The organism is Chitinophaga sp., assembly GCF_039596155.1.
Lineage (GTDB): Bacteria > Bacteroidota > Bacteroidia > Chitinophagales > Chitinophagaceae > Chitinophaga.
The window spans coordinates 1-20,586 of the sequence record NZ_JBCNKF010000023.1; the positions used below are offsets into that span (position 1 = coordinate 1).

Sequence of the window (20,586 nt, forward strand, 5' to 3'; positions counted from 1 at the left end):
GTATTCAAGGTGTAAAAGGAGATAAGGGTGATGCAGGAGCAACCGGTCCGCAAGGACCAGTCGGCCCTCAGGGGGCAACGGGGCCACAAGGAGACAAAGGGGATAAAGGAGATACTGGTGCCACTGGCCCGCAAGGTATTCAGGGTGTAAAAGGAGATAAGGGTGATGCAGGAGCAACCGGTCCGCAAGGACCAGTCGGCCCTCAGGGGGCAACAGGGCCACAAGGAGACAAAGGGGATAAGGGAGATACTGGTGCCACTGGTCCGCAAGGTATTCAAGGTGTAAAAGGAGATAAGGGTGATGCAGGAGCAACCGGTCCGCAAGGACCAGTCGGCCCTCAGGGGGCAACAGGGCCACAAGGAGACAAAGGGGATAAGGGAGATACTGGTGCCACTGGACTGCAAGGTATTCAGGGTATAAAAGGCGACAAAGGAGATATAGGAGCCACTGGTCCACAGGGTATTCAAGGTGTAAAAGGAGATAAGGGTGATGCAGGAGCAACCGGTCCGCAAGGACCAGTCGGCCCTCAGGGGGCAACGGGGCCACAAGGAGACAAAGGGGATAAAGGAGATACTGGTGCCACTGGTCCTCAGGGAGCAACGGGGCCGCAGGGTGCAACAGGCCCGCAAGGAGACAAAGGGGATAAAGGGGATAAAGGAGATACAGGTGCCACTGGCCCACAGGGAGCGACCGGTCCTCAGGGTCCCACTGGTCCACAAGGAGCTACCGGCCCACAGGGCGATAAAGGTGATAAAGGAGATACAGGTACAGGCTTTGCCAACGGGACCACCGGTGGCCAGATTTTTCTTACCAATTCCTCCTCCCCCTATTCCCCGGCGCCACCTGTAACAGTAAACGGAGACGCCACCCTGAATGCTTCCGGAACCATTACTATCGCCAACAATGCCATCACCACGGCCAAGATCAAAGATGCAAACGTTACGGTCGCTAAAATATATACTACCTCAGGAACCGCCAGCAGTTCTACTTACCTCAGAGGTGATGGTACATGGTCTACACCCGGTGGAGGTAAAATTGGCATAATTGCCGCTAACACCCAGTCTCAAAGCCTGGTTGCCGCTTCCACCACATCATATGGTAGTTTAACATTCAATGACTATAGTTTTCCTGCTACAGGAATGTTTGATGGAAGTCAATATACAGTATCTGAAAGTGGCGTGTATCTAATCACCGTCAACCTGGCAATCAAGTATTCTGGTTCTGGTACCGCCCGGCCGGGCATCCTTAACACGACAAAAGGAACTATTATAGCATGGGGAGTTGCAACAGATTATTCAGGGTCATACCATGCATCTGCTACTGCTACAGGCGAGGTCACAACAGTGGTTTCTTTAACTTCAGGCGATAGGATACAAGCTATTACATCGAGTACTTCTACAGCACAGTTACCCATCACTAGTGATGGAACAACAAGGTTGTCCATTATCAAGTTATTTTAACTGTGCATCCGCTCACAGGGATAAAGATGCCTTTTATCTCACATGGATATTTATATTGTCGATATAGAAATTTAAGAATTAGAGGCCGGATATATATCCGGCCTCTAATTTCGATACAACCATAATAAATGGTGAACTGTTATCGTTATTGATGTACCCACTGCTATACCAATACAGTCCTTCTCCCTAGCTTTATCCCTTCACCCTAAATATCCACTTATGTTAAACGTCCTTCAACTCACGATTTTACTTTGTAGCCTGTTCGCACACACCACCACTCCTACTTCTCAAAAAAACGTAAAATCTCCGGCAGCGGTTCTGACCTTCCAGTTATTCGTTTACTCACCCAGTCAATCTTACGCCGGTCTTGAAGCTACTATCCAGAACGTCAACACCGGCGAAACAGGCGTTTTACAATCATTCCAGGTCATTTCAGACAAGGGCGTTTTCCAGTTCGGTACAGCCGGTGACGAAGGACAGGTTTTTAACCTTACTGTAAAATCAGGTACGACTACAGTCGCTTCAGGTACATATACCATTACAGCTACTAATACACACCAGCATTACGTAGCAACCACAGTGTACATGAGTTATTAATGAAATCAAAGATTATAGTTATGTCGTTTACTGTTCTGCCAGCGGGTAGAGTGGTGATCTTACTATTTTAATACATAAGTTTAACAAAAATAACTCTCCATCTTTCCTGATCGCGTGTTTCATAGAAGCTGAAACGCCAGTTTGCATCGTTTTAGAAAAAGAATGCGTCTTATGTAGAAGCACCTTTAGCAATCAGTTTAACAGGAATTGCTGTTGGTTCAGGATTGGTTCTATCATGCTTACCCACAGTAAAAAATAGTTTATTGTAAGGGCCTGATAAACGATTCGTTGATAGGTTATATTTAGTACACAACCTCCAAAGATACCCTGAAAAATTCATCTTGATATTTTTCGAAATCATCGGTAAATATTGCCAGATCATTACCCTTTAAAGGTATAACCAAAGAAATCATATTCTACGATCTTGGTAGACTAATTTAAGTATCCTACCTTCGCAGCAGAGCAATACTAAATACAACAACTTGAACTTAAAGTGAACGATAAATACTAACAAGAAGGAGAATGCCCTCAACAAATGCCAACCACCATATTACGGTATTGTGTTCTCTTCTATTACATAAATCAAAATCTAAAAAACAGGCGATTTAAACAATTAATTAAAATCTTTCAATGTGCAATCATAGGCAATTTTATTTGCCTGGCAGTTGGCTATTGCTCATTTAAATCCAAACAAAAACAAAAAAACAGTAAACATGAATGGAGGCGTTAGTACTGCCGCCAAGGACACTCGTGCCAGCCCGAAAATACCAAAACCGAAACATACTAACATCTTTTATTAACTAACAACATTGTTGTATTGCATCGCACAATGCGGTGCAAGCTTTTATCTATCAACATAAAATCTAAAAGGATTAATGATGAGCAAAACAAAGAATTTTGCCAGGGTACTTGCTATTGCCTTTATGTTGGGGGGACTGCTTTCCCCTAACTTTATGGTGGCACAGCAAAGACACTCGATTACAGGAACTGTGACGGACACGAACGGCCAACCAATTCCAGGGGCAACGGTCCAACTGAAGGGAACAAAATCATTTGCAGTGGTAGGCGCGGATGGAAAATTCAGCTTAGAAATCCCTGCTAATAATTCATCGGATGAGGTAATAGTTAAGTCACTGGGGTTTGAAACTACTACCCAAAAATTAGCAGCTAATGCACAGATTCGCCTGAAGACAACTACCGGCAATCTTGGAGAAGTGATTGTAGTTGCATATGGTACATCACAGAAAAAACTGGTAACAGGCGCTGTATCTACGGTTAATGGTACCGAACTGGCAGACAAGCCATTTACTTCTCCTGACAAGACACTGCAAGGAACGGTTGCCGGCTTGCAGATTACCTCTTCATCAGGTGCACCGGGCTCAAATACCGATGTACGTTTACGTGGTATCGGTTCTATCAATGCCAGTTCCAGTCCCTTATGGGTAATTGATGGTGCGATCGCTAACTCCGGAGATCTTACCAGTCAAACTACGACAGCCAATGCGTTAAGCACACTCAACCCGGACGACATTGAAAGCATCACAGTGCTGAAAGATGCAAGTGCGACCACCCTCTATGGGTCAAGGGCTGCAAATGGTGTTATACTTGTCACGACTAAAAAAGGAAAAGCCGGGAAAAGCCAGATTAATTTCAGTGGAACATGGGGAGGTAATTCTAATGCATTCTGGAATGAGAATAACAGGCCTATGACCACTTCGGAATATGCGCGGGCATTCACACAGGCAATCATTAACGGTGGCGAGGCTTCCGGCACAGATGAGGCTAAAAAGGTTATGGTAGAAGATTATGGTGTCGACACGACCGTAAATACCAACTGGCGTGATATTGTTTTCCAAACCGGATTGCAAAGCCAATACAACCTTAGTTTATCAGGTGGTAACGACAAAACACAATATTATACTTCCAGCGGGTATTTTAACCAGGAAGGAGCTACTATTGCCTCCCACTTCAAACGCTACAACGGTGCATTATCATTAAATTCAAAGGTAAATGACCGGCTCTCGTTCAGTACCAACATTAATGGTGCGTATGCTGACCAGAGAACGCCCTCCAATAGCGGATATTTCTCGAACCCGGCTGGTGTAATCTACTTTGCCCTGCCCTGGTATTCTCCAAGAAACGCAGACGGGTCTTTAAATTACGGGTCTGCAAACGACTATGGTGGAGGAAATGGCAACTTTCCGCTTGTTGCCGGCGATAATTATAACCCGCTAATCATAGCTGCCTGGGATAAAAACGTTACTCGTAACGTGAACTTCAGGGGAGCGGTTTCAGGTGAATATAAAATTTTGCCGAATCTCAAATTTACCAGCAGGTTCAGTGCTGAATATCTATATATACATGAATATAAATATTACAATCCTTTCTACGGAGATGGTTATGCTACAGAAAATCCAGGTTTAGTTAAGATCTACAATACCAACATATTTGACTGGACATTTACAAACCTGTTAAACTATCATGCTAACCTGGACGACAATAAAGATTTTACTATCGACGTAACCGCAGGTCAGGAATCTTATAAATTCAATAATAGCTATGATAATGCAAGTGCGTCAGGTATGCCTTTGAATCTGAAACTTACCAATGCAGTCAACGCATCCAATCCACTATCTTTTGAAAACGGCACTGCATACAACGCCACCAGTTCGTACCTGTCCAGTGCTACATTCAGTTTCAGGAACAAATACGTACTTTCCGGTAGTTATCGTTTAGATGGTTCTTCTGTATTCGGTTCAAACCATCGATGGGGTAATTTCTTTTCTATCGGTGCATCGTGGAATATCAGCGAAGAAAACTTTGTCAAGCAGATCAACTGGATTAACCTGCTTAAGTTAAGGGCCTCCTATGGCGAAAATGGTAACTCACTCGGCTTTGGTAACTACCAATCCATCGGTACATATGGATATGGCTATAATTACGGAGGGGACGTAGGTAGTGCCCCTACCAATGTGAAAAATGACGACCTTACCTGGGAGAAAAATAAGAATGCAGACATCGGTGTGGACTGGGCGTTCTTCAACAACAGGTTGTCCGGTACCATTGATCTATATAACCGTAAAACAGCTAATTTGCTGGTAACAGTTCCATTATCTTACACCACCGGTTATAGTGGAGGAGAATTAATGAACGTAGGTGCAATGACAAACCGCGGCATTGAGTTCTCCATCTCCGGAACACCGGTAAAGACAAAAGATTTTTCCTGGAATGTATCCTTTAACATTGCGCACAACCGCAACAGGGTAAATAAACTGTATGAAGGCAACCCTATCAGCAATGGTAGTTTCATGATAGCAGAAGGACATGACGTCCAGGAATATTACCTGAGAAACTGGGCAGGTGTTGACAAGACAAATGGAAATCCGCTGTGGTATACAAATGGAGCCGATACAGCGACAACCAGCACAATATCAAAAGTCAGCAAAGACTTCACCGGAAAATCAGCATCTCCCAAATGGTTTGGCGGATTTACAAATACATTTACCTATAAGCAGTTCTCCCTTTCTGGTACATTCTCATATAATTTTGGGAACTACTTAGCTGATAATTATGCCTCCTACTATAACAGCGATGGCGCATATTACGGTTCAGAAGGCCAGTCCAATACGCAACTGCGTGCATGGACCCCGGAAAACACCAATACCAATATACCCAAATTGTCAACAACAAATTCTACCTCTTCCTATGCATATTCTACGAGGTATTTGTATAAAGGGAACTATATCAGGTTAAGAACCGTACAATTTACCTATATAGTGCCAGCTTCACTATTAAACAGGTTCAAAATTGCCAACGCATCAATTTATGTCAGTGCAACAAATTTCTGGACATTCGGAACAGACAAATACCTGCCATTTGATCCGGAACAGGGTATTAAGAATGTGGCCAATTTAAATGCTCCGGCAGTTAAGACCTTGTTAGGTGGTTTGAAAATAGGGTTCTAATAGCATTTATTAACTATTGACAATTCAGAATTATAATGAAAATACATACATATAGGTTTCTAATCCTGCTAATAACGGCATCATCCATTTTCGCATCCTGCTCAAAGGACTTCATTGAAAAACTGCCGGAAGATGCTGTTTCTACGTCTGAGGCTATTGTAGATAAAAGTTCAATGCAGAGCGCATTAAATGGTGCTTATGCGGCATTGAGAAGTCTTGGCGTCTATGGAGCTGACATACCGGTTATAGGAGATTTGCTGGCGGATAATTCCTTTGTACAAACAGGTAACACTGGTAGATTTCTAACTATTTACCAGTATACATTTATTAGTGATGATAGTTATTTTTCAACTATCTGGAATAATTCCTATACCGCCATCTTACGCGCTAATAACATCATCAACGCATCCCCGTCAGGAGATCAATCTGCAATTGCAGCACTCAAATCGCAGGCTTATGCAATCAGGGCTTTGGTGTATTTTAACCTGGTGAATATTTATGCGCGCAACTGTGATGACACTACCGGCTTAGGCGTACCAATTGTATTGGAAGACAATCCTGCCAATAAACCCAAAAGAAGTACTATCGGTACGGTGTATACTCAAATAGAAAGTGATCTACAAGCCTCACTTGCTAATATCGGAGACTATACCAGCTCTATTACTATCAGTAAATACGCAGTGAAAGCATTGCTGGCCAAAACATATTTTTATGCCAGGCAGTATAGCAACGCACTGGCGGCTGCGCAGGATGTGATTGACAATTCTGGTTTTACGCTGACATCATCAACGGCGGATTATACATCATTCTGGGCTAATGCAGCAGCAAAAACGGATAAAGTGGAAGTGTTATTTGAAGTAGATGCAGATGCGACAAATAATAATTCCTCCAACGATCTCGCACGCTTATATAATAATGGTTATAATGATATTTATTGTGATTCCACCTTTTATCGTTCCTACGCTGAAACGGATAAAAGACGCACATTACTGCTGGAAGGCACTACCAAGGTTGGCAAGAGTGCAATTGTCGTAAACAAATATCCCAATGGCGGAAATTCGGACAGGGACAATATCAAAGTGATCCGTTTAGCGGAGGTTTACCTGATTGCAGCTGAATCGGCAGCCAGGTTAGCACAAACAGATGTCGCATTAGGTTATTTAAATACGCTCGCGCAGAACAGGGATAACAGCTTGACTGCATATGCTTTGAGCGGGCAGTCCCTGATTGATGCCATCATCAATGAAAGGCGTAAAGAGCTGGCTTTTGAAGGGAATAGAATTTTTGATCTGAACAGGTTGGGGCTAACAGTTGTAAGAAGAGTTAACCAGGGCGGGCTATCGGTTGCCAGCAACTATCTTTCTGTAGCATACAGTGACTTCAGAAGGATTGGACCTATCCCTTATACAGAAATAAAAGCAAACTCAAATCTGGCTGATCAGCAGAACCCATCTTACTAATTATCTAAACGCCTGTGTCCCCTGGCACAGGCGTTTCTTCTTTTTACAATCCGCCCCCCGCCTCTCCCCGATCTGAAGCTGGCCAGACCGTCACCGATCTGACTAAAAAAATAATAGTGTTCAGAATCGGACGTTTTTTAATTGAAAACGAACACAGCGGCTTCGCAAGCACCTCTATAATCAACTGTAAATCAGCCGCATAATAATCCGGCATTGTCTTGGCATAGCGTTACCCCATATCCTGCCATTACATCTCAACGAATGAATTGATAGATCATGATTAGAAATATCTTCAAACTGGTTTACCGGAATTTTCTACATAATAAAGGTTTTTCTGCAATTAACATTATAGGCCTTGCAATAGGTATGGCGGCGGCAATACTCATTATGCTGTGGATACAGAACGAAGCGAGCTATGATGAGTTTCATGCGCATAAAGACAGGATATATGAGGTCTGGAATCGCGTGCCAATTGAAGGTAAGGTCACTTGTTGGAATTCCGTATCCTCCCTGACGGGTCCCATCCTGGAAAAGGATTTTCCTGAAGTGGAGCGGGCAGCCAGGGTAAAATTGAACAGCAATTTTCTTTTTTCAGTTAATGATAAAAAAGTAATGAAATCGGGAGCTACGGTTGATACCGGCTTTCTCCAGATATTCAGCTTCCCGATGCTAAAAGGCAATCCTGCTACTGCACTGAATGACGTGCATTCGATCGTGCTTACTGAAAAAATGGCTAAAAGTCTATTCGGCAACGAAGAGGCGATGGGCAAAATTATTAAAATTGAGAATAGGGATAATTTCACTGTTACCGGTGTGCTAAAAGATTTGCCTGGCAATACAAGATTCAATTTTGAATACCTGCTACCCTGGTCATCTTTAAAATACGGGGAGGGACAGGATTTAGGCTGGAACGACAACAGCACCCCTACTTATGTAATGCTGAAGCCGAATGTAAACTATGCTGCTTTCGCCCCTAAAATAAAAGAATTAAAACAGCATTACAGTAGCGAAGCTAAAATGATGAAATGGGAAATGTTTATTTATCCCCTTTCCCGCTGGCGCCTGTACTCAAGCTTCACTAATGGCGTGGAAGACAACGGCGGGCGGAATACATTCGTCAGTATATTTGGCATCATCGCCGGGTTAATACTATTGATTGCATGCATCAATTTTATGAACCTGAGTACCGCAAGAAGTGAAAAGCGGGCGAAGGAAGTAGGAATACGAAAAGTAGTGGGTGCAGGGAAATCCGCTCTCATCAGCCAGTTTATCGCAGAATCTGTTCTTATCGCTTTCCTGGCCGGTATTATAGCTATCATTATTGTTCAGATAAGTTTGCCCGGTTACAACGAGCTTGTAGAGAAAAAACTATTCATAGACTTTGGTAATGTATATACATGGGTTATATTTCCCGGGTTTGTCCTGTTCACCGGTTTACTGGCCGGCAGTTATCCTGCCTTCTTTCTTTCTTCTTTCCAGCCCGTTAAGGTGTTAAAAGGTACTTTTAAAAAAGCAAATGCATTGGTAACCCCAAGAAAAGCGTTGGTTGTATTGCAGTTCACCTGTGCGACTATGCTTATCATTTGTACGATCATTGTAAAACAACAGATAGATTATGCCACAGACCGGACAACAGGGTATAACAGAGACAACCTTATTTATCATTTCATGACGGGAGATATACCTAAGAACTATACATTAATAAAAAATGAATTGATTCAATCTGGTATTGCAACCTCGGTTACAAAAACAAATTCGCCACTTACTGAAAGGTGGAGCAATGGATGGGGACAGAACTGGGAAGGTAAAGATCCCAATGATAAAACATCTTTCGATCGGTACTTATCTGATGAAGGATTGGGGGTTACTGCAGGCCTGCAATTTATAAAGGGCCGTGACTTCGATCTGGAGAAATTCCCCACCGATTCAACCGGGTTAATCATCAATGAATCATCGTTGAAAGTAATGAAGTTCAAAGACCCGCTTGGTAAAGTGGTAAGCGATCTTGGCATTGACTGGCATATTGTAGGGGTGATTAAAGATTTTATTCTTACAAGCCCTTATGAGCCCACCAGACCCATATTGATATGTGGTGCGAAGAGCCGTTTCATGACTTTCAAGGTGATGCAGATAAAACTAAATGGGAATAACGCTACAACACAAAACCTGAAAAAGGCAGCAGCTATTTTCGCCAGGTACAACCCGGACTATCCTTTTGAGTATAAGTTCGTAGATGAAGCTTATGCGGAGAAATTTGATAATGAACGACGCCAGGGGACTTTAGCCGCTTTATTTGCAGGACTGACTATTTTTATCTCCTGCCTCGGCTTATTTGGCCTTGCTACATATATGGCAGAAAACAGGATAAAGGAGATTGGTGTGCGAAAAGTGCTGGGCGCATCTGTCACCAGCATTACGACACTACTGTCCAAAGATTTTGTAAAGTTGGTCATTATATCATTTTTAATTGCAGCACCATTAGCGTATTGGAGCATGTATAAATGGCTGCAAAACTATGAATATCGCGTTAGTATTCAGTGGTGGGTATTCTCGCTTGCATGCTTATTATCAGTGACAATTGCAATATTAACAGTAAGCTACCAGGCTATTAAAGCAGCATTATTGAACCCCGTGGATAGCCTGAAAAAAGAATAGCTTTCTATGAATTTATAGTAACCATACGTCTGAATTCACCAACATCCGGATGCAAGACAACGTGGACCAGTCGAGAGATCTAAATTATTTATATAAATATTATAGGAGGAGAATACAACTCCATCTTCATTGCTACCCTGATTTGAGTATCAGGTTTCCCTCTTTCCCCAGGAAGTTTGAGATTACCTATTGGTCGTATTATAGGACAGATCCTGTAAAAAATCAAGAAGTTATTTTGAATATTTAGACTTCTTTCATAAATTACGTACATTTTTTTGCGCTTAACGAAATGTATAAACTTACTGTGGCTTCATAACTGCCGTTTAGTATATATATTTAGAATGTGATTAATTATAATAATATATCGGGATACTTTATACTATTAGGATGCAAAAGCTAACATGTGAAAGGGAGCGGGAATTACTTAATGAGCTTACACTTGACAATGAGCAGGCATTCGCCATACTTTTTCACAGCTATAAAAATAAGCTTTATGGGTTCATTCTGGGGATTACCTCCTCAAAAGAAATTTCAAAAGACATTGTCCAGGACGTTTTTTTAAATATATGGAAAATGCGGCGCCGCGCAGGCGAAATTGAAAACTTTAATGCCTTAATTTATCGTATGGCAAGGAATGCCGCGCTTGATCATCTGAAGCGGGCTTCGCGCGAGTCTACGGTACTCTCACATCTAAGTGTGATCTCCAAAGAAACTACTTCTCATGATCCTTTCGAGGATATCAAAGCTGCAGAAATTAAAGCAAAATACGAAAACGCTTTAAAAAAATTACCCAAACAACAACGCCTGGTTTATGAACTTAAACATCTTCAAGGGATTGAATACGCGGAGATTGCTAAGAAACTGAGTCTTTCTGTTCCAACCATAAGAAGCCACTTTAGAAATGCGCTGAATGCATTAAAATCCAACCTCTTTCTTACCCTGGTCATCATAATTACCCGATTTTAAAAGTCAGAAAAAAAAATCCCGCATCTTTTTGCACGTTTTGATCTTTTGAGCGTCTTACAGATATACGCATGGGAAACCTGTGCTAACTAAGTTTAAAGAAATGTCTGAAGATAGAATAAGATTTTTACTGTCAAAATATATCCACCGCCAGTGTGACTCACAGGAAGAAGCAGAATTGTTCAGCCTCTTCAGGCAACTTAGCGATGAACAAAAAGACGAACTCCTGGCCAATACCTGGACTGAGTTTGAGTCCAGCCAGGAACTTCCGGAAGAAGAGGCAGAGCAAATACTGGATGCTATTCTGACCAGAAAGAGCCGTTTCCCACTTAAATACATCTCAATCGCCGCATCCGTACTGATTGGCGTGTCTATTGGTGCATATTTTTTACTGCACTCCCATAAGCAGTTATCTGCTGATAATGATAAGATTGCACTCGCTGATATCAGACCAGGTGAAAATAAGGCTGAACTCACCATGGGGAATGGCAAAAAAATAATACTTGGCACCGGCTCACAAAAAATTACTATTCCGAATACAGACGTTGTGATTCAGGAAAATGCCAATGGATCGCTTACTTATAATAAGGAGGCGATCACTGATAATGAGCAAATAATCTACGATACCCTCAGGACACCGAAAGGAGGTGTTTACCAGTTAAACCTGGGTGACGGTACTAAAATCTGGCTGAACACAGCAAGCGCCATCCGTTTCCCAGAAAAACCAGGACATAGGAGCCGCGATGTGGAGCTCCTTTATGGCGAAGCGTACTTTGAGGTACAACATCGGACAGATGCGCCTTTTACCGTTAAAACTGCAGCGGGTGTGATACGTGATCTAGGTACGCATTTCAATGTTAACACAGGGAATGGCCATGTCGCCGCTACCCTGTTGGAGGGTGCCATCCAGATTGAAAGAAATAACAGCATAAAGAGGATAAAACCAGGTCAGCAAGCCTTATTTAATAGCGAAAAATTATCCGTTCATGAAGTGGACGCTGAAGAAATGATTGCCTGGAAAGACGGATATTTCATGTTTGACGAATCCCTGGAAAGCGCCATGCAAAAGATCAGCCTGTGGTACGATGTTAAAGTTGAATATCAGGATGAGGGCATAAAAGGAATTCCGGTACTGGCCACCATCACGCGTTATAGCAATATCAGTAATGTCCTGAGCATTCTTGAAATGACGAAAAAGGTCCGCTTTAAAATTGACGGCAGAACAGTTAAAGTTTTTTATTTCAACCAAAATACTACTAATAAGTAAAATCACGATTACCAAAAACCAACGAACAGCATGAAAATAATTAAATGATCTTTTCTGTAAAAGGAAAAGGAGTGCTGGAACACTCCTTTTCAAACTTTTAAATCATTTCCGCTGTAATCGGAAATGAACGTTTTCTATAATTCACGATTTAAAAGCATGTAAATGTATAAAATTTCTGCAACAGATTTTATGCAGCACCCTCGCTGTGCCCTTAATATTTTAAGGAATGTAAAGCTATCTGCTATTCTTTTACTCTTGTTATTGCTACAACTGAGTGCTTCCATTCAAGCGCAAAGTATTACACTCAACCAAAAAAATATTTCCCTTGTAAAAGTGTTCAGAGAAATCCGAACCCAAACCGGCTATAGCTCAGTATGGTCAGTTACTGATGAAAAAGATAAATTAGTAAATGTGGCTTTTAAGAACACCCCCCTGGAAGTCGCACTTAATCAAATACTTACACCCTATGACCTGACTTATAATATTGACAGGGAAAATAAAGCCATACTGATCCATCCAATACAAACAAGTACTGCAACTACTGCTGCCGTGCCGCTCATAGATGTGAAGGGCATTGTGGTGAATGTACTGAAACAGCCACTGCAGGGCGCTACGATCAAGGTAAAGGGGTCAACCAGGTCTACGCTATCGGGTCCAGACGGATCGTTCCGACTGACGGGAGTTGCTACCGATAACACGTTGATCATCTCTTTCGTAGGTTATGCTAACAGGGAACTGAATGCATCGACAGATCTGGGTATAATTCAGCTTGAGTTTGCTGTTAATGATCTGCAGGAGGTAAAAGTTACCTATTCTACCGGTTATCAGACATTGTCAGAGGAACGAAGTGCTGGTGCTTTTTCTAAACCAAGTCTGCATGCGATGTATGACAGGTCTAACAGTACTAATATCTTGCAGCGGCTGGATGGCTTAGTACCCGGTTTAACAGTAAATAATGCGCCTGATGCTGGATCCAACCCTTTTTTAATCAGGGGGCTGACCTCGATTAATTCAACAAGAGGTCCCCTGGTAGTTGTTGATGGTGTTCAGGCTCCGGATAATTCCATCCAGAATATCAATATGCAGGACGTTGCGGATATCACCATACTCAAAGATGCCACCGCTGCATCTATCTGGGGTGCTAAGGCTGCAAACGGTGTAATTGTAGTTACAACTAAAAAAGGGAACCCCGGTGATAATCTGAAAATTGATTACGATGGATATTACAATTTTCAGGGTACTCCCGACCTAAGCTATATTCAGAAAATGAATAGTAGCCAGTTTATCACTACGGCAGAGAAACTGTTCCCTCAATACGTTGGTGGTAATTCCTGGAGTTCTGTACAGTTGATAGCACCTGTTACACCTCACTTACAATATCAATATGACGCATACAGAGGCCTTATATCGCAGGATCAGGCTAATGCGGAGTTAGACAGCCTTTCCCGTATTGATAATGCTGGCCAGGTTAAAAAGTACTTTTACCAGCCTGCGGCGACCACCAATCATACCATATCTGTTTCCGGTGGCGGAAAGGCATACGCTTTCTATGGATCGGCTAATTATATAGGAGTAGTAAGCAATACGCCTGGTCAGAAAGACAACCGGTACAAGCTTAATTTACGACAGGACTTTAAATTCAATAAAAACCTTCAGGCTTACCTGATAACCGATTTAACGAATCGCATTACAAGTAGCAACAATATAACCGTGCCAAGCCTGGATTTGGTACCTTATCAGCTTTTCGCCGATCCGGCAGGCAACCCGCTAACGGTGAACCATATGGGTAACTATAGTGATGAGCTTCGGGAAGATTACCAGGCAAGAAGCCGTATTAATCTGGATTATTCGCCGTTGCAGGAAATCAACAGAGGGTATTCTAAAGGAACGGCACTATCCACCAGGATCGTGAGCGGAGTAAAACTAAAGATTGTAAAAGGACTGCACTATGAAGGAACCTATGGCTATACTATCAATTCTTCAAAAAACAGGGTTGAGTTGGATCAGAACAGCTACCAGGTGAGGGATGAAGTGATGAGCTTCACGCAGGCGCCAACGATCAATAGCACACCGGTTTATAATGTTCCGGCATTTGGCGGACGACTTACGGCCACTGATGACATGCTGAGAAACTGGACTGTAAGAAACCAGTTGTTTTATGACAATAATTGGCAGGATAAGCATCAATTTACCGTCATGGCCGGGCAGGAAGCAACCAGCAACTCCCCAATTTCGACGACTGTGATTTATAGAGGATGGGATGATCAGCTGCAGATAGCAAGACCTGTCAACTATGAATTATTAGGTGCTGGAATTACCGGAACAGTCAAGGGAGGCACAATGACTTTAGCTAATAATATAACAGGAGGAGAAGGTGTTATAACAAGAACATCGTCCTACTACGCCAATCTGGGCTATACATATAATCATAAATATACCCTGAACAGCAGCTGGCGCGTAGACCGGAGTAACTTATTTGGCTTTGACAACTCAGCCCAAAACAGGCCGGTTTGGAGTATTGGTGGCAAATGGGCACTGGGCAGCGAACACTTTATGCAGCCTGTCACATGGTTAAGCCGTTTGGATGTCCGTCTGACCTACGGCATCACAGGTAATGCACCTACGCCTGGTACTGCTGCGTCCTGGGATATATTACATGCTGAAACAAATGTAAATTACCCGACAGGAGTAGGCCTGATCGTTACTGCTCCCGCAAATAAAAAACTATCCTGGGAACTCACTAAAAACTACAACTTCGGTTTTGACTTCGAGATACTGAACGGCTTATTGCACGGATCGGTGGATGCTTATCTGAAGAAGACAAATAATCTGATAGGAACCCTAAGCACGGCTCCACTTACGGGGTATCCTTCAGTTATTGGTAACTACGGAGACCTGGACAACAGGGGAATTGATCTTTCCCTCAATTCCCTGAACATCAGTACGGGCCTTTTCACCTGGTCTACTTCATTTAATCTGGGGTACAACAAAAATAAAATCACGCAACTAGCCAATCCTACTCCAATTACAACAGGACCGGGCATGATCTCCACAAGATTTTTGGTAGGACATCCTGCATTTACAGTATTTGCCTACAACTATGCGGGCTTAAACGATTCAGGCGATCCTCAGATAAAAAAGGCAGACGGAACCATTACCTCAGGGCCCAATGAATCGACAGCGCAGGACGTAGTTTATAAAGGTACTTCGCAGCCGGTTTATAGCGGCGGCCTGTCTAATTATTTTCGTTACAAAAACTTTGGCTTAGGAGTCAATATTATCTATAACGGTGGTAATGTCCTGTTTCGCGATGTTAATACTTTCTGGTCTGGCGTGCCTTACGCTAATTATATGCACAGTGAGTTTGCAAACCGCTGGAAAGCGCCAGGTGATGAGAAGTCTACAAACATTCCCCGTTATGCTGCTACAAGTGCAGTGAGCGGCAACAGGAATACAAATTATTACACCTATGCCAACTCCAATGTTTTCAATGCATCGTTTGCAAAAATCCGGGATATTACTTTATCCTACGATCTCAAGGGTGTTCTTCTAAAGAGAATTCACGCACAGGCTGTTTCATTCCGGGCACAGATTTCCAATCTGATGCTATGGAAAGCAAATGATCTTGGCATCGATCCTGAGTTCCAGTCTCTCGGAAACATTGGCCCAACGCTCACAGCTGGTAGTACGGGGGCAATAAGAAACCTGCGTACCGGGCAGGGAACAATAACATTAGGTGCCCATATCACACTTTAAAAAAGCTTACAGTCATGAAATCTTCAATACAATACTTTTTGATGACGTCGCTTGTCTGCGCCATGCTACTCGGCAGTTCCTGCAAAAAAAGTTTTTTGGAAATACAGCCCAAAGGATCACTGATTGCGCAAACTACGAATGATTATGAGCAGATATTAAATGGCATATACCTGCAAACTACACTATCGGCGCCCGTATATCTGGGGGATGATGTTGCTTTACAGAAAACTTATATAGACGGAGTACCATTAAGAGTGCAACGTCTCTTTAGATATGAAGACAGGGTGTATGAGTCTAATGAATTGCCGCAGGAGATAACTGCAGCTACAGGCTATATTCAGCGATTATACCTTTTTAACAAAATAATAAACGAGGTAATGACCTCCTCGCAAGGTACTGATCAGCAAAAAAAACAGTTATTGGCCGAAGCGAAAGTCGGCAGGGCTGTTTGCAACTTAGCCTTTCTAAATGATTTTTCATTACCCTATAACCCTTCGTCAGCTGCAACTGATCTGGGCATCCCAATCATAACCACATCTGATGTTACCCGCACATCTTTTACCCGCTCAAGTGTTAGCGAATGTTACTCGGCGGTTATTAAAGATCTTACAGAAGCATTACCAGATGTAGGCCCCCTGGTGCATAGACGCAGGTTTTCAAAAATGGCTGCTGAATTCTTCCTGACCAAGGTATATATGAATATGCTGGATTTCACCTCTGCCCAAACACATATTGACGCCGCATTTTCTGAGTTATCAGGATCGACGATTCCCCTGGCGTTGTATGATTACAATGTGGTCCTGGATCCTGATAACGACAGCACCTGGTTTCCGGTTAACTTTTTAGGAGCATTGTCAAATATGCCACTTGCAGCTAATAATAGTCAAACTATTTACAACATCTCAACTACCGTGTGGGGATTAGATTTTGCCGACGCAATAGTTTATACACCTCATGTCGCATCTCTTTTCGGCGCAACTGATAAACGTTTGTTGCTTTATTCTGACACTGAAATGTTCGGCACTTTCATTTACCCGAAACAAGTTCGTCGTTATCCGAACTTTTTCCTTGACCAGGGACCGACTTTACCTGAGATGTATTTAATGCGGGCGGAGATCAATGCCCGGAATGGTAATCTTTCAGACGCGAAAGCAAACCTGGAAGCGCTCAGGTCTAAAAGAATGCCGGCTGCAGACGCCACAATACCTTCCTCCGTTGCCTCTGACCAACAGGCACTGGTACACTTTATTCTTGATGAGCGGGTAAGAGAATTTGCGCTATCAGGCCTGCGGTGGTCAGACATGCGTCGTTTATCAGTAGATCCCGTTTACCATGATCATATTCGGCCGAATCATGAGCTCATTGACGCTGACGGGAATGTCGTACAATCTTATACATTAAAGCCGCAACGTTACGCCATGAAGTTCGGAGAACTTATGTTAAACCAGAATAAAGGGTTAGTAGATAATCAATAATAGTTCGTAGCGGATCGTTTGATCACGCTGCCTTTAAATTAAATATCATAAAATCTAAAATTCAAAATATGAGAATTAATTCATTGTTTAAGGTCTTCAGGGGATTGGGTATTGCGCTCATGATCAGTTTGACAGCTAACGCACAACAACCCAATCCTCTCGCGGACAAATTTGAAGAGTTCAAGATACTTGGTAAAGTGCAGGACCAGGAAAAATTTTATAACGATCTGATTAAAAAACAACCCATAAATACTACCAATCAAAAGATATATAACGCGTTCCGCGCTGAATTGGCCATAAACTGGCTGTCACAGGAAAACATAGAAAAATACAGAGAATACAGGAAGACGACCAATATTGATAACGGACTTCAACTTTTTGAATTAACAAATGTACTGGAGCCATGGGCAGATGATAAAAAACATCTTGATTGGATCACTGAAATCTCGAACGAATTTATACCTGGTCTCGAAAGCGGTGCAATTAAGGATGAATTTGAACGCGCACACGAGATACTCCTGGAAATATCCGCCCTGTCAGATAGCTACAATGGGCACACTCCGTCTGCTTTAGAAAAAATTCAAAAAGCATTATTGGAGCCTAAGATGAGGGATATGAATTATTTCAAGGATTCTAAACCCAATTTTATTAACCGGTACGCGATAATACTGGCAGCTTCAGGTCAGGACCAGAAAGCGATAGATACGCTATCTGCTGCCGTTCGAAATGCAGAATCCAACCCCAGGTTGCTGGCAACGCTTAAATCTATTTATGAGAAAGTACATCCGGGTGAGTCAGAAAAATACGCCACAGCACTTCAAACAGAAGCTTATCAGCACTATTACAATGAATTGGAAGCCAACTGGGAGGCAAATGGGAAGTCTGCACCAGATGTTGTGATTTATAAGTTGAATGGAAAAAACTTTAAAGTATCAGATTATAAGGGAAAGATCCTGGTGATTGATTTCTGGAGTACTATCTGCAAACCCTGTATAGCTGCTTTTCCTGCTTTTGAGCGTGTAGCAGCGGAGTATAAAGATCAGCCTTTCCAACTATATGTAACAGATATTGCAGAAGACCAGGAATCTGTTCAGGCATATGTAGACCACACCAGGCTTGCATTGGACGTATTACGGGATCCTGATATGAAGCTTTTTAAAGCGATAGGAGCAAAAGGAACGCCTCATAAATTCATCATCGACCCACAGGGAGTTATTCGTATGCAAGGAATTGGTTATGCAGGTTCTTCAGATCGCGAATATTATAAATTGAAAGCGATGGTAGAAATTACAAAAAAGCACGCTGCAATTAATAATTAATATAAATATAAGCTTTAAATGAAAAAATCTGTTGTCCTGCTGGTCATAATAACTCTTTTCACATTCAAAGGGTTTGGCCAGCTATTAGAACCGGTCAGGTGGAATTATACTGCTAAGAAAACAAGTAAAAATGAAGCTTCAGTATATATAACTGCTACACTGGATAAAGGTTGGCATTTGTATTCCCAGTATGTTAAACCTGGTGGACCGCAACCAACCAAATTTAAATTCGAAAAATCCGGGACTTATGATCTGATGGGTAATACGATTGAACCAACACCAACTGTTCGGCTGGAACCCGAGTTTATGATGGAAGTTGGCTATTTTGAAACTTCCGTAATATTTCAACAAAAGATAAAATTAAAGGGGAAAAAGGCAACTGTAAAAGGTGCGGTGAAATTCATGGTTTGCAACGATGAACAATGTCTCCCGCCTGAAGAGGTAAAATTTACCGTTGAAGTCCCTTAACTATAAAATCACCACACTAAAGTTTCAATAATTTATATGAAGAAATTAATGATTGCCGCCTGGTTAATGTCTCCGTTAACTGTATTCTCCCAGGGCAATGGCAAATATTTAATTGAAGGCAAGTACGGCGCATATAACGCACCAGTCAGGGCTTACCTGGCATATACTGTGAATGGTAAAGACGTATTGGATTCTGTAACGCTGAAAAACGGTTATTTTAAATTTACAGGTAAAACATACGCTTCGCCGGTATCTGCCACTTTAATTTTTGATCCGAAAGGGATTCGGACAAATAGTCTTGAACAGTGCACAGTTATTTTAGAACCGGGCACTATCAAGGTTGAGGCAAAGGACAGTACAGTTCAAGGTATCCAGGTAACCGGGACGCCTTCTAATAATGATTATACCGACTTTAATAACCTCGTAGATGCGGAATTTGATAAAATGATCCCTGAGGACAAAAGTTTCATGGAAGGCAAGGTATCGCCTGCATCCACACCGGATTATGAAGCTAAATTGGAGGCATTTAAAAAGAGGTATAGCAAACTGACGACTACCGCGTATACAAATTTTATACAGTCCCATCCTAATGCAATGCTCAGTTTAGAGATATTGCCGAAGGTGGCTTATGAACAAACGTATGATGCAGTAAAACCGTTGTTTGACGGGCTAACAGCGCGGGTAAAAAACAGCCCCGCAGGTAAAAAATTCGCGGAAAGCCTCCGGCAGATGAAGGCGACTGCAATTGGACAAAAGGCACCGGATTTCCAGATGCCTGATATAGGTGGAAAACCGGTTAAACTTTCTGCTTTTCGGGGCAAGTATGTACTTCTTGACTTTTGGGCATCCTGGTGCGGACCTTGCCGTGCTGAGAATCCTAATCTTATTAAGATGTATAATAAATTTAAAGACCAGAATTTCACTATTGTAGGTGTATCGCTTGACAGGCAAGACAGTAAAGCACTATGGTTAGCTGCGATCAAAAAAGATGGGTTGCTGTGGTTGCAGCTTTCTGATCTTAAGTTCTGGGATAATTCGGCCGCTAAGTTATACGGCGTTCGTGCAATTCCACAGAACTTCCTGATTGATCCCAACGGGAATATTATCGGCAAATCCTTATTTGGAAAAGAGCTTGAGGCGAAACTGACTGAAGTACTTATCCCGGCAGCTGCAAGTAATTAATCTGTGTAATACACAAGGT

General features: G+C 42.4%; 11 protein-coding genes and 1 pseudogene. All 12 read left to right on the forward strand.

What is annotated here, in order from left to right:
* Window positions 1-1,460, forward strand: a pseudogene (locus ABDW33_RS21015) (hypothetical protein); the annotation flags it as partial.
* Between the two features lie 219 nt (window positions 1,461-1,679).
* Window positions 1,680-2,057 (forward strand): hypothetical protein, encoded by a 378-nt coding sequence (locus ABDW33_RS21020; protein WP_343692065.1) that lies wholly within the window; start codon window positions 1,680-1,682, stop codon window positions 2,055-2,057.
* An 875-nt stretch (window positions 2,058-2,932) separates the two neighbouring features.
* Window positions 2,933-6,022 (forward strand): TonB-dependent receptor, encoded by a 3,090-nt coding sequence (locus ABDW33_RS21025; RefSeq protein ID WP_343692066.1) that lies wholly within the window; start codon window positions 2,933-2,935, stop codon window positions 6,020-6,022.
* Window positions 6,023-6,057: 35 nt separating this feature from the next.
* Window positions 6,058-7,482 carry a RagB/SusD family nutrient uptake outer membrane protein gene (locus ABDW33_RS21030; protein WP_343692067.1) on the forward strand — a complete coding sequence of 475 codons (1,425 nt, stop codon included), beginning with the start codon at window positions 6,058-6,060 and terminating at the stop codon, window positions 7,480-7,482.
* A 276-nt stretch (window positions 7,483-7,758) separates the two neighbouring features.
* Complete coding sequence (locus ABDW33_RS21035; protein WP_343692068.1) at window positions 7,759-10,137, forward strand: ABC transporter permease; 2,379 nt, start codon at window positions 7,759-7,761, stop codon at window positions 10,135-10,137.
* A 387-nt stretch (window positions 10,138-10,524) separates the two neighbouring features.
* A complete protein-coding gene (locus ABDW33_RS21040) occupies window positions 10,525-11,103 on the forward strand; it encodes an RNA polymerase sigma-70 factor (protein ID WP_343692069.1) in 579 nt (192 codons plus the stop codon).
* A 100-nt stretch (window positions 11,104-11,203) separates the two neighbouring features.
* The gene (locus tag ABDW33_RS21045) at window positions 11,204-12,367 is read left to right on the forward strand and encodes a FecR family protein (RefSeq protein WP_343692070.1); all 1,164 of its coding nucleotides are present in this window, start codon (window positions 11,204-11,206) and stop codon (window positions 12,365-12,367) included.
* Between the two features lie 411 nt (window positions 12,368-12,778).
* Window positions 12,779-16,123, forward strand: a complete 3,345-nt coding sequence (locus ABDW33_RS21050) for a SusC/RagA family TonB-linked outer membrane protein (RefSeq protein ID WP_343692071.1) — start codon at window positions 12,779-12,781, stop codon at window positions 16,121-16,123.
* Window positions 16,124-16,137: 14 nt separating this feature from the next.
* A complete protein-coding gene (locus ABDW33_RS21055) occupies window positions 16,138-17,598 on the forward strand; it encodes a RagB/SusD family nutrient uptake outer membrane protein (protein WP_343692072.1) in 1,461 nt (486 codons plus the stop codon).
* A gap of 68 nt (window positions 17,599-17,666) precedes the next feature.
* Window positions 17,667-18,917 carry a TlpA disulfide reductase family protein gene (locus ABDW33_RS21060; protein ID WP_343692073.1) on the forward strand — a complete coding sequence of 417 codons (1,251 nt, stop codon included), beginning with the start codon at window positions 17,667-17,669 and terminating at the stop codon, window positions 18,915-18,917.
* An 18-nt stretch (window positions 18,918-18,935) separates the two neighbouring features.
* The gene (locus tag ABDW33_RS21065; protein WP_343692074.1) at window positions 18,936-19,385 is read left to right on the forward strand and encodes a protein-disulfide reductase DsbD domain-containing protein; all 450 of its coding nucleotides are present in this window, start codon (window positions 18,936-18,938) and stop codon (window positions 19,383-19,385) included.
* 36 nt (window positions 19,386-19,421) lie between these two features.
* A complete protein-coding gene (locus ABDW33_RS21070; protein ID WP_343692075.1) occupies window positions 19,422-20,567 on the forward strand; it encodes an AhpC/TSA family protein in 1,146 nt (381 codons plus the stop codon).
* Window positions 20,568-20,586: the final 19 nt, after the last annotated feature.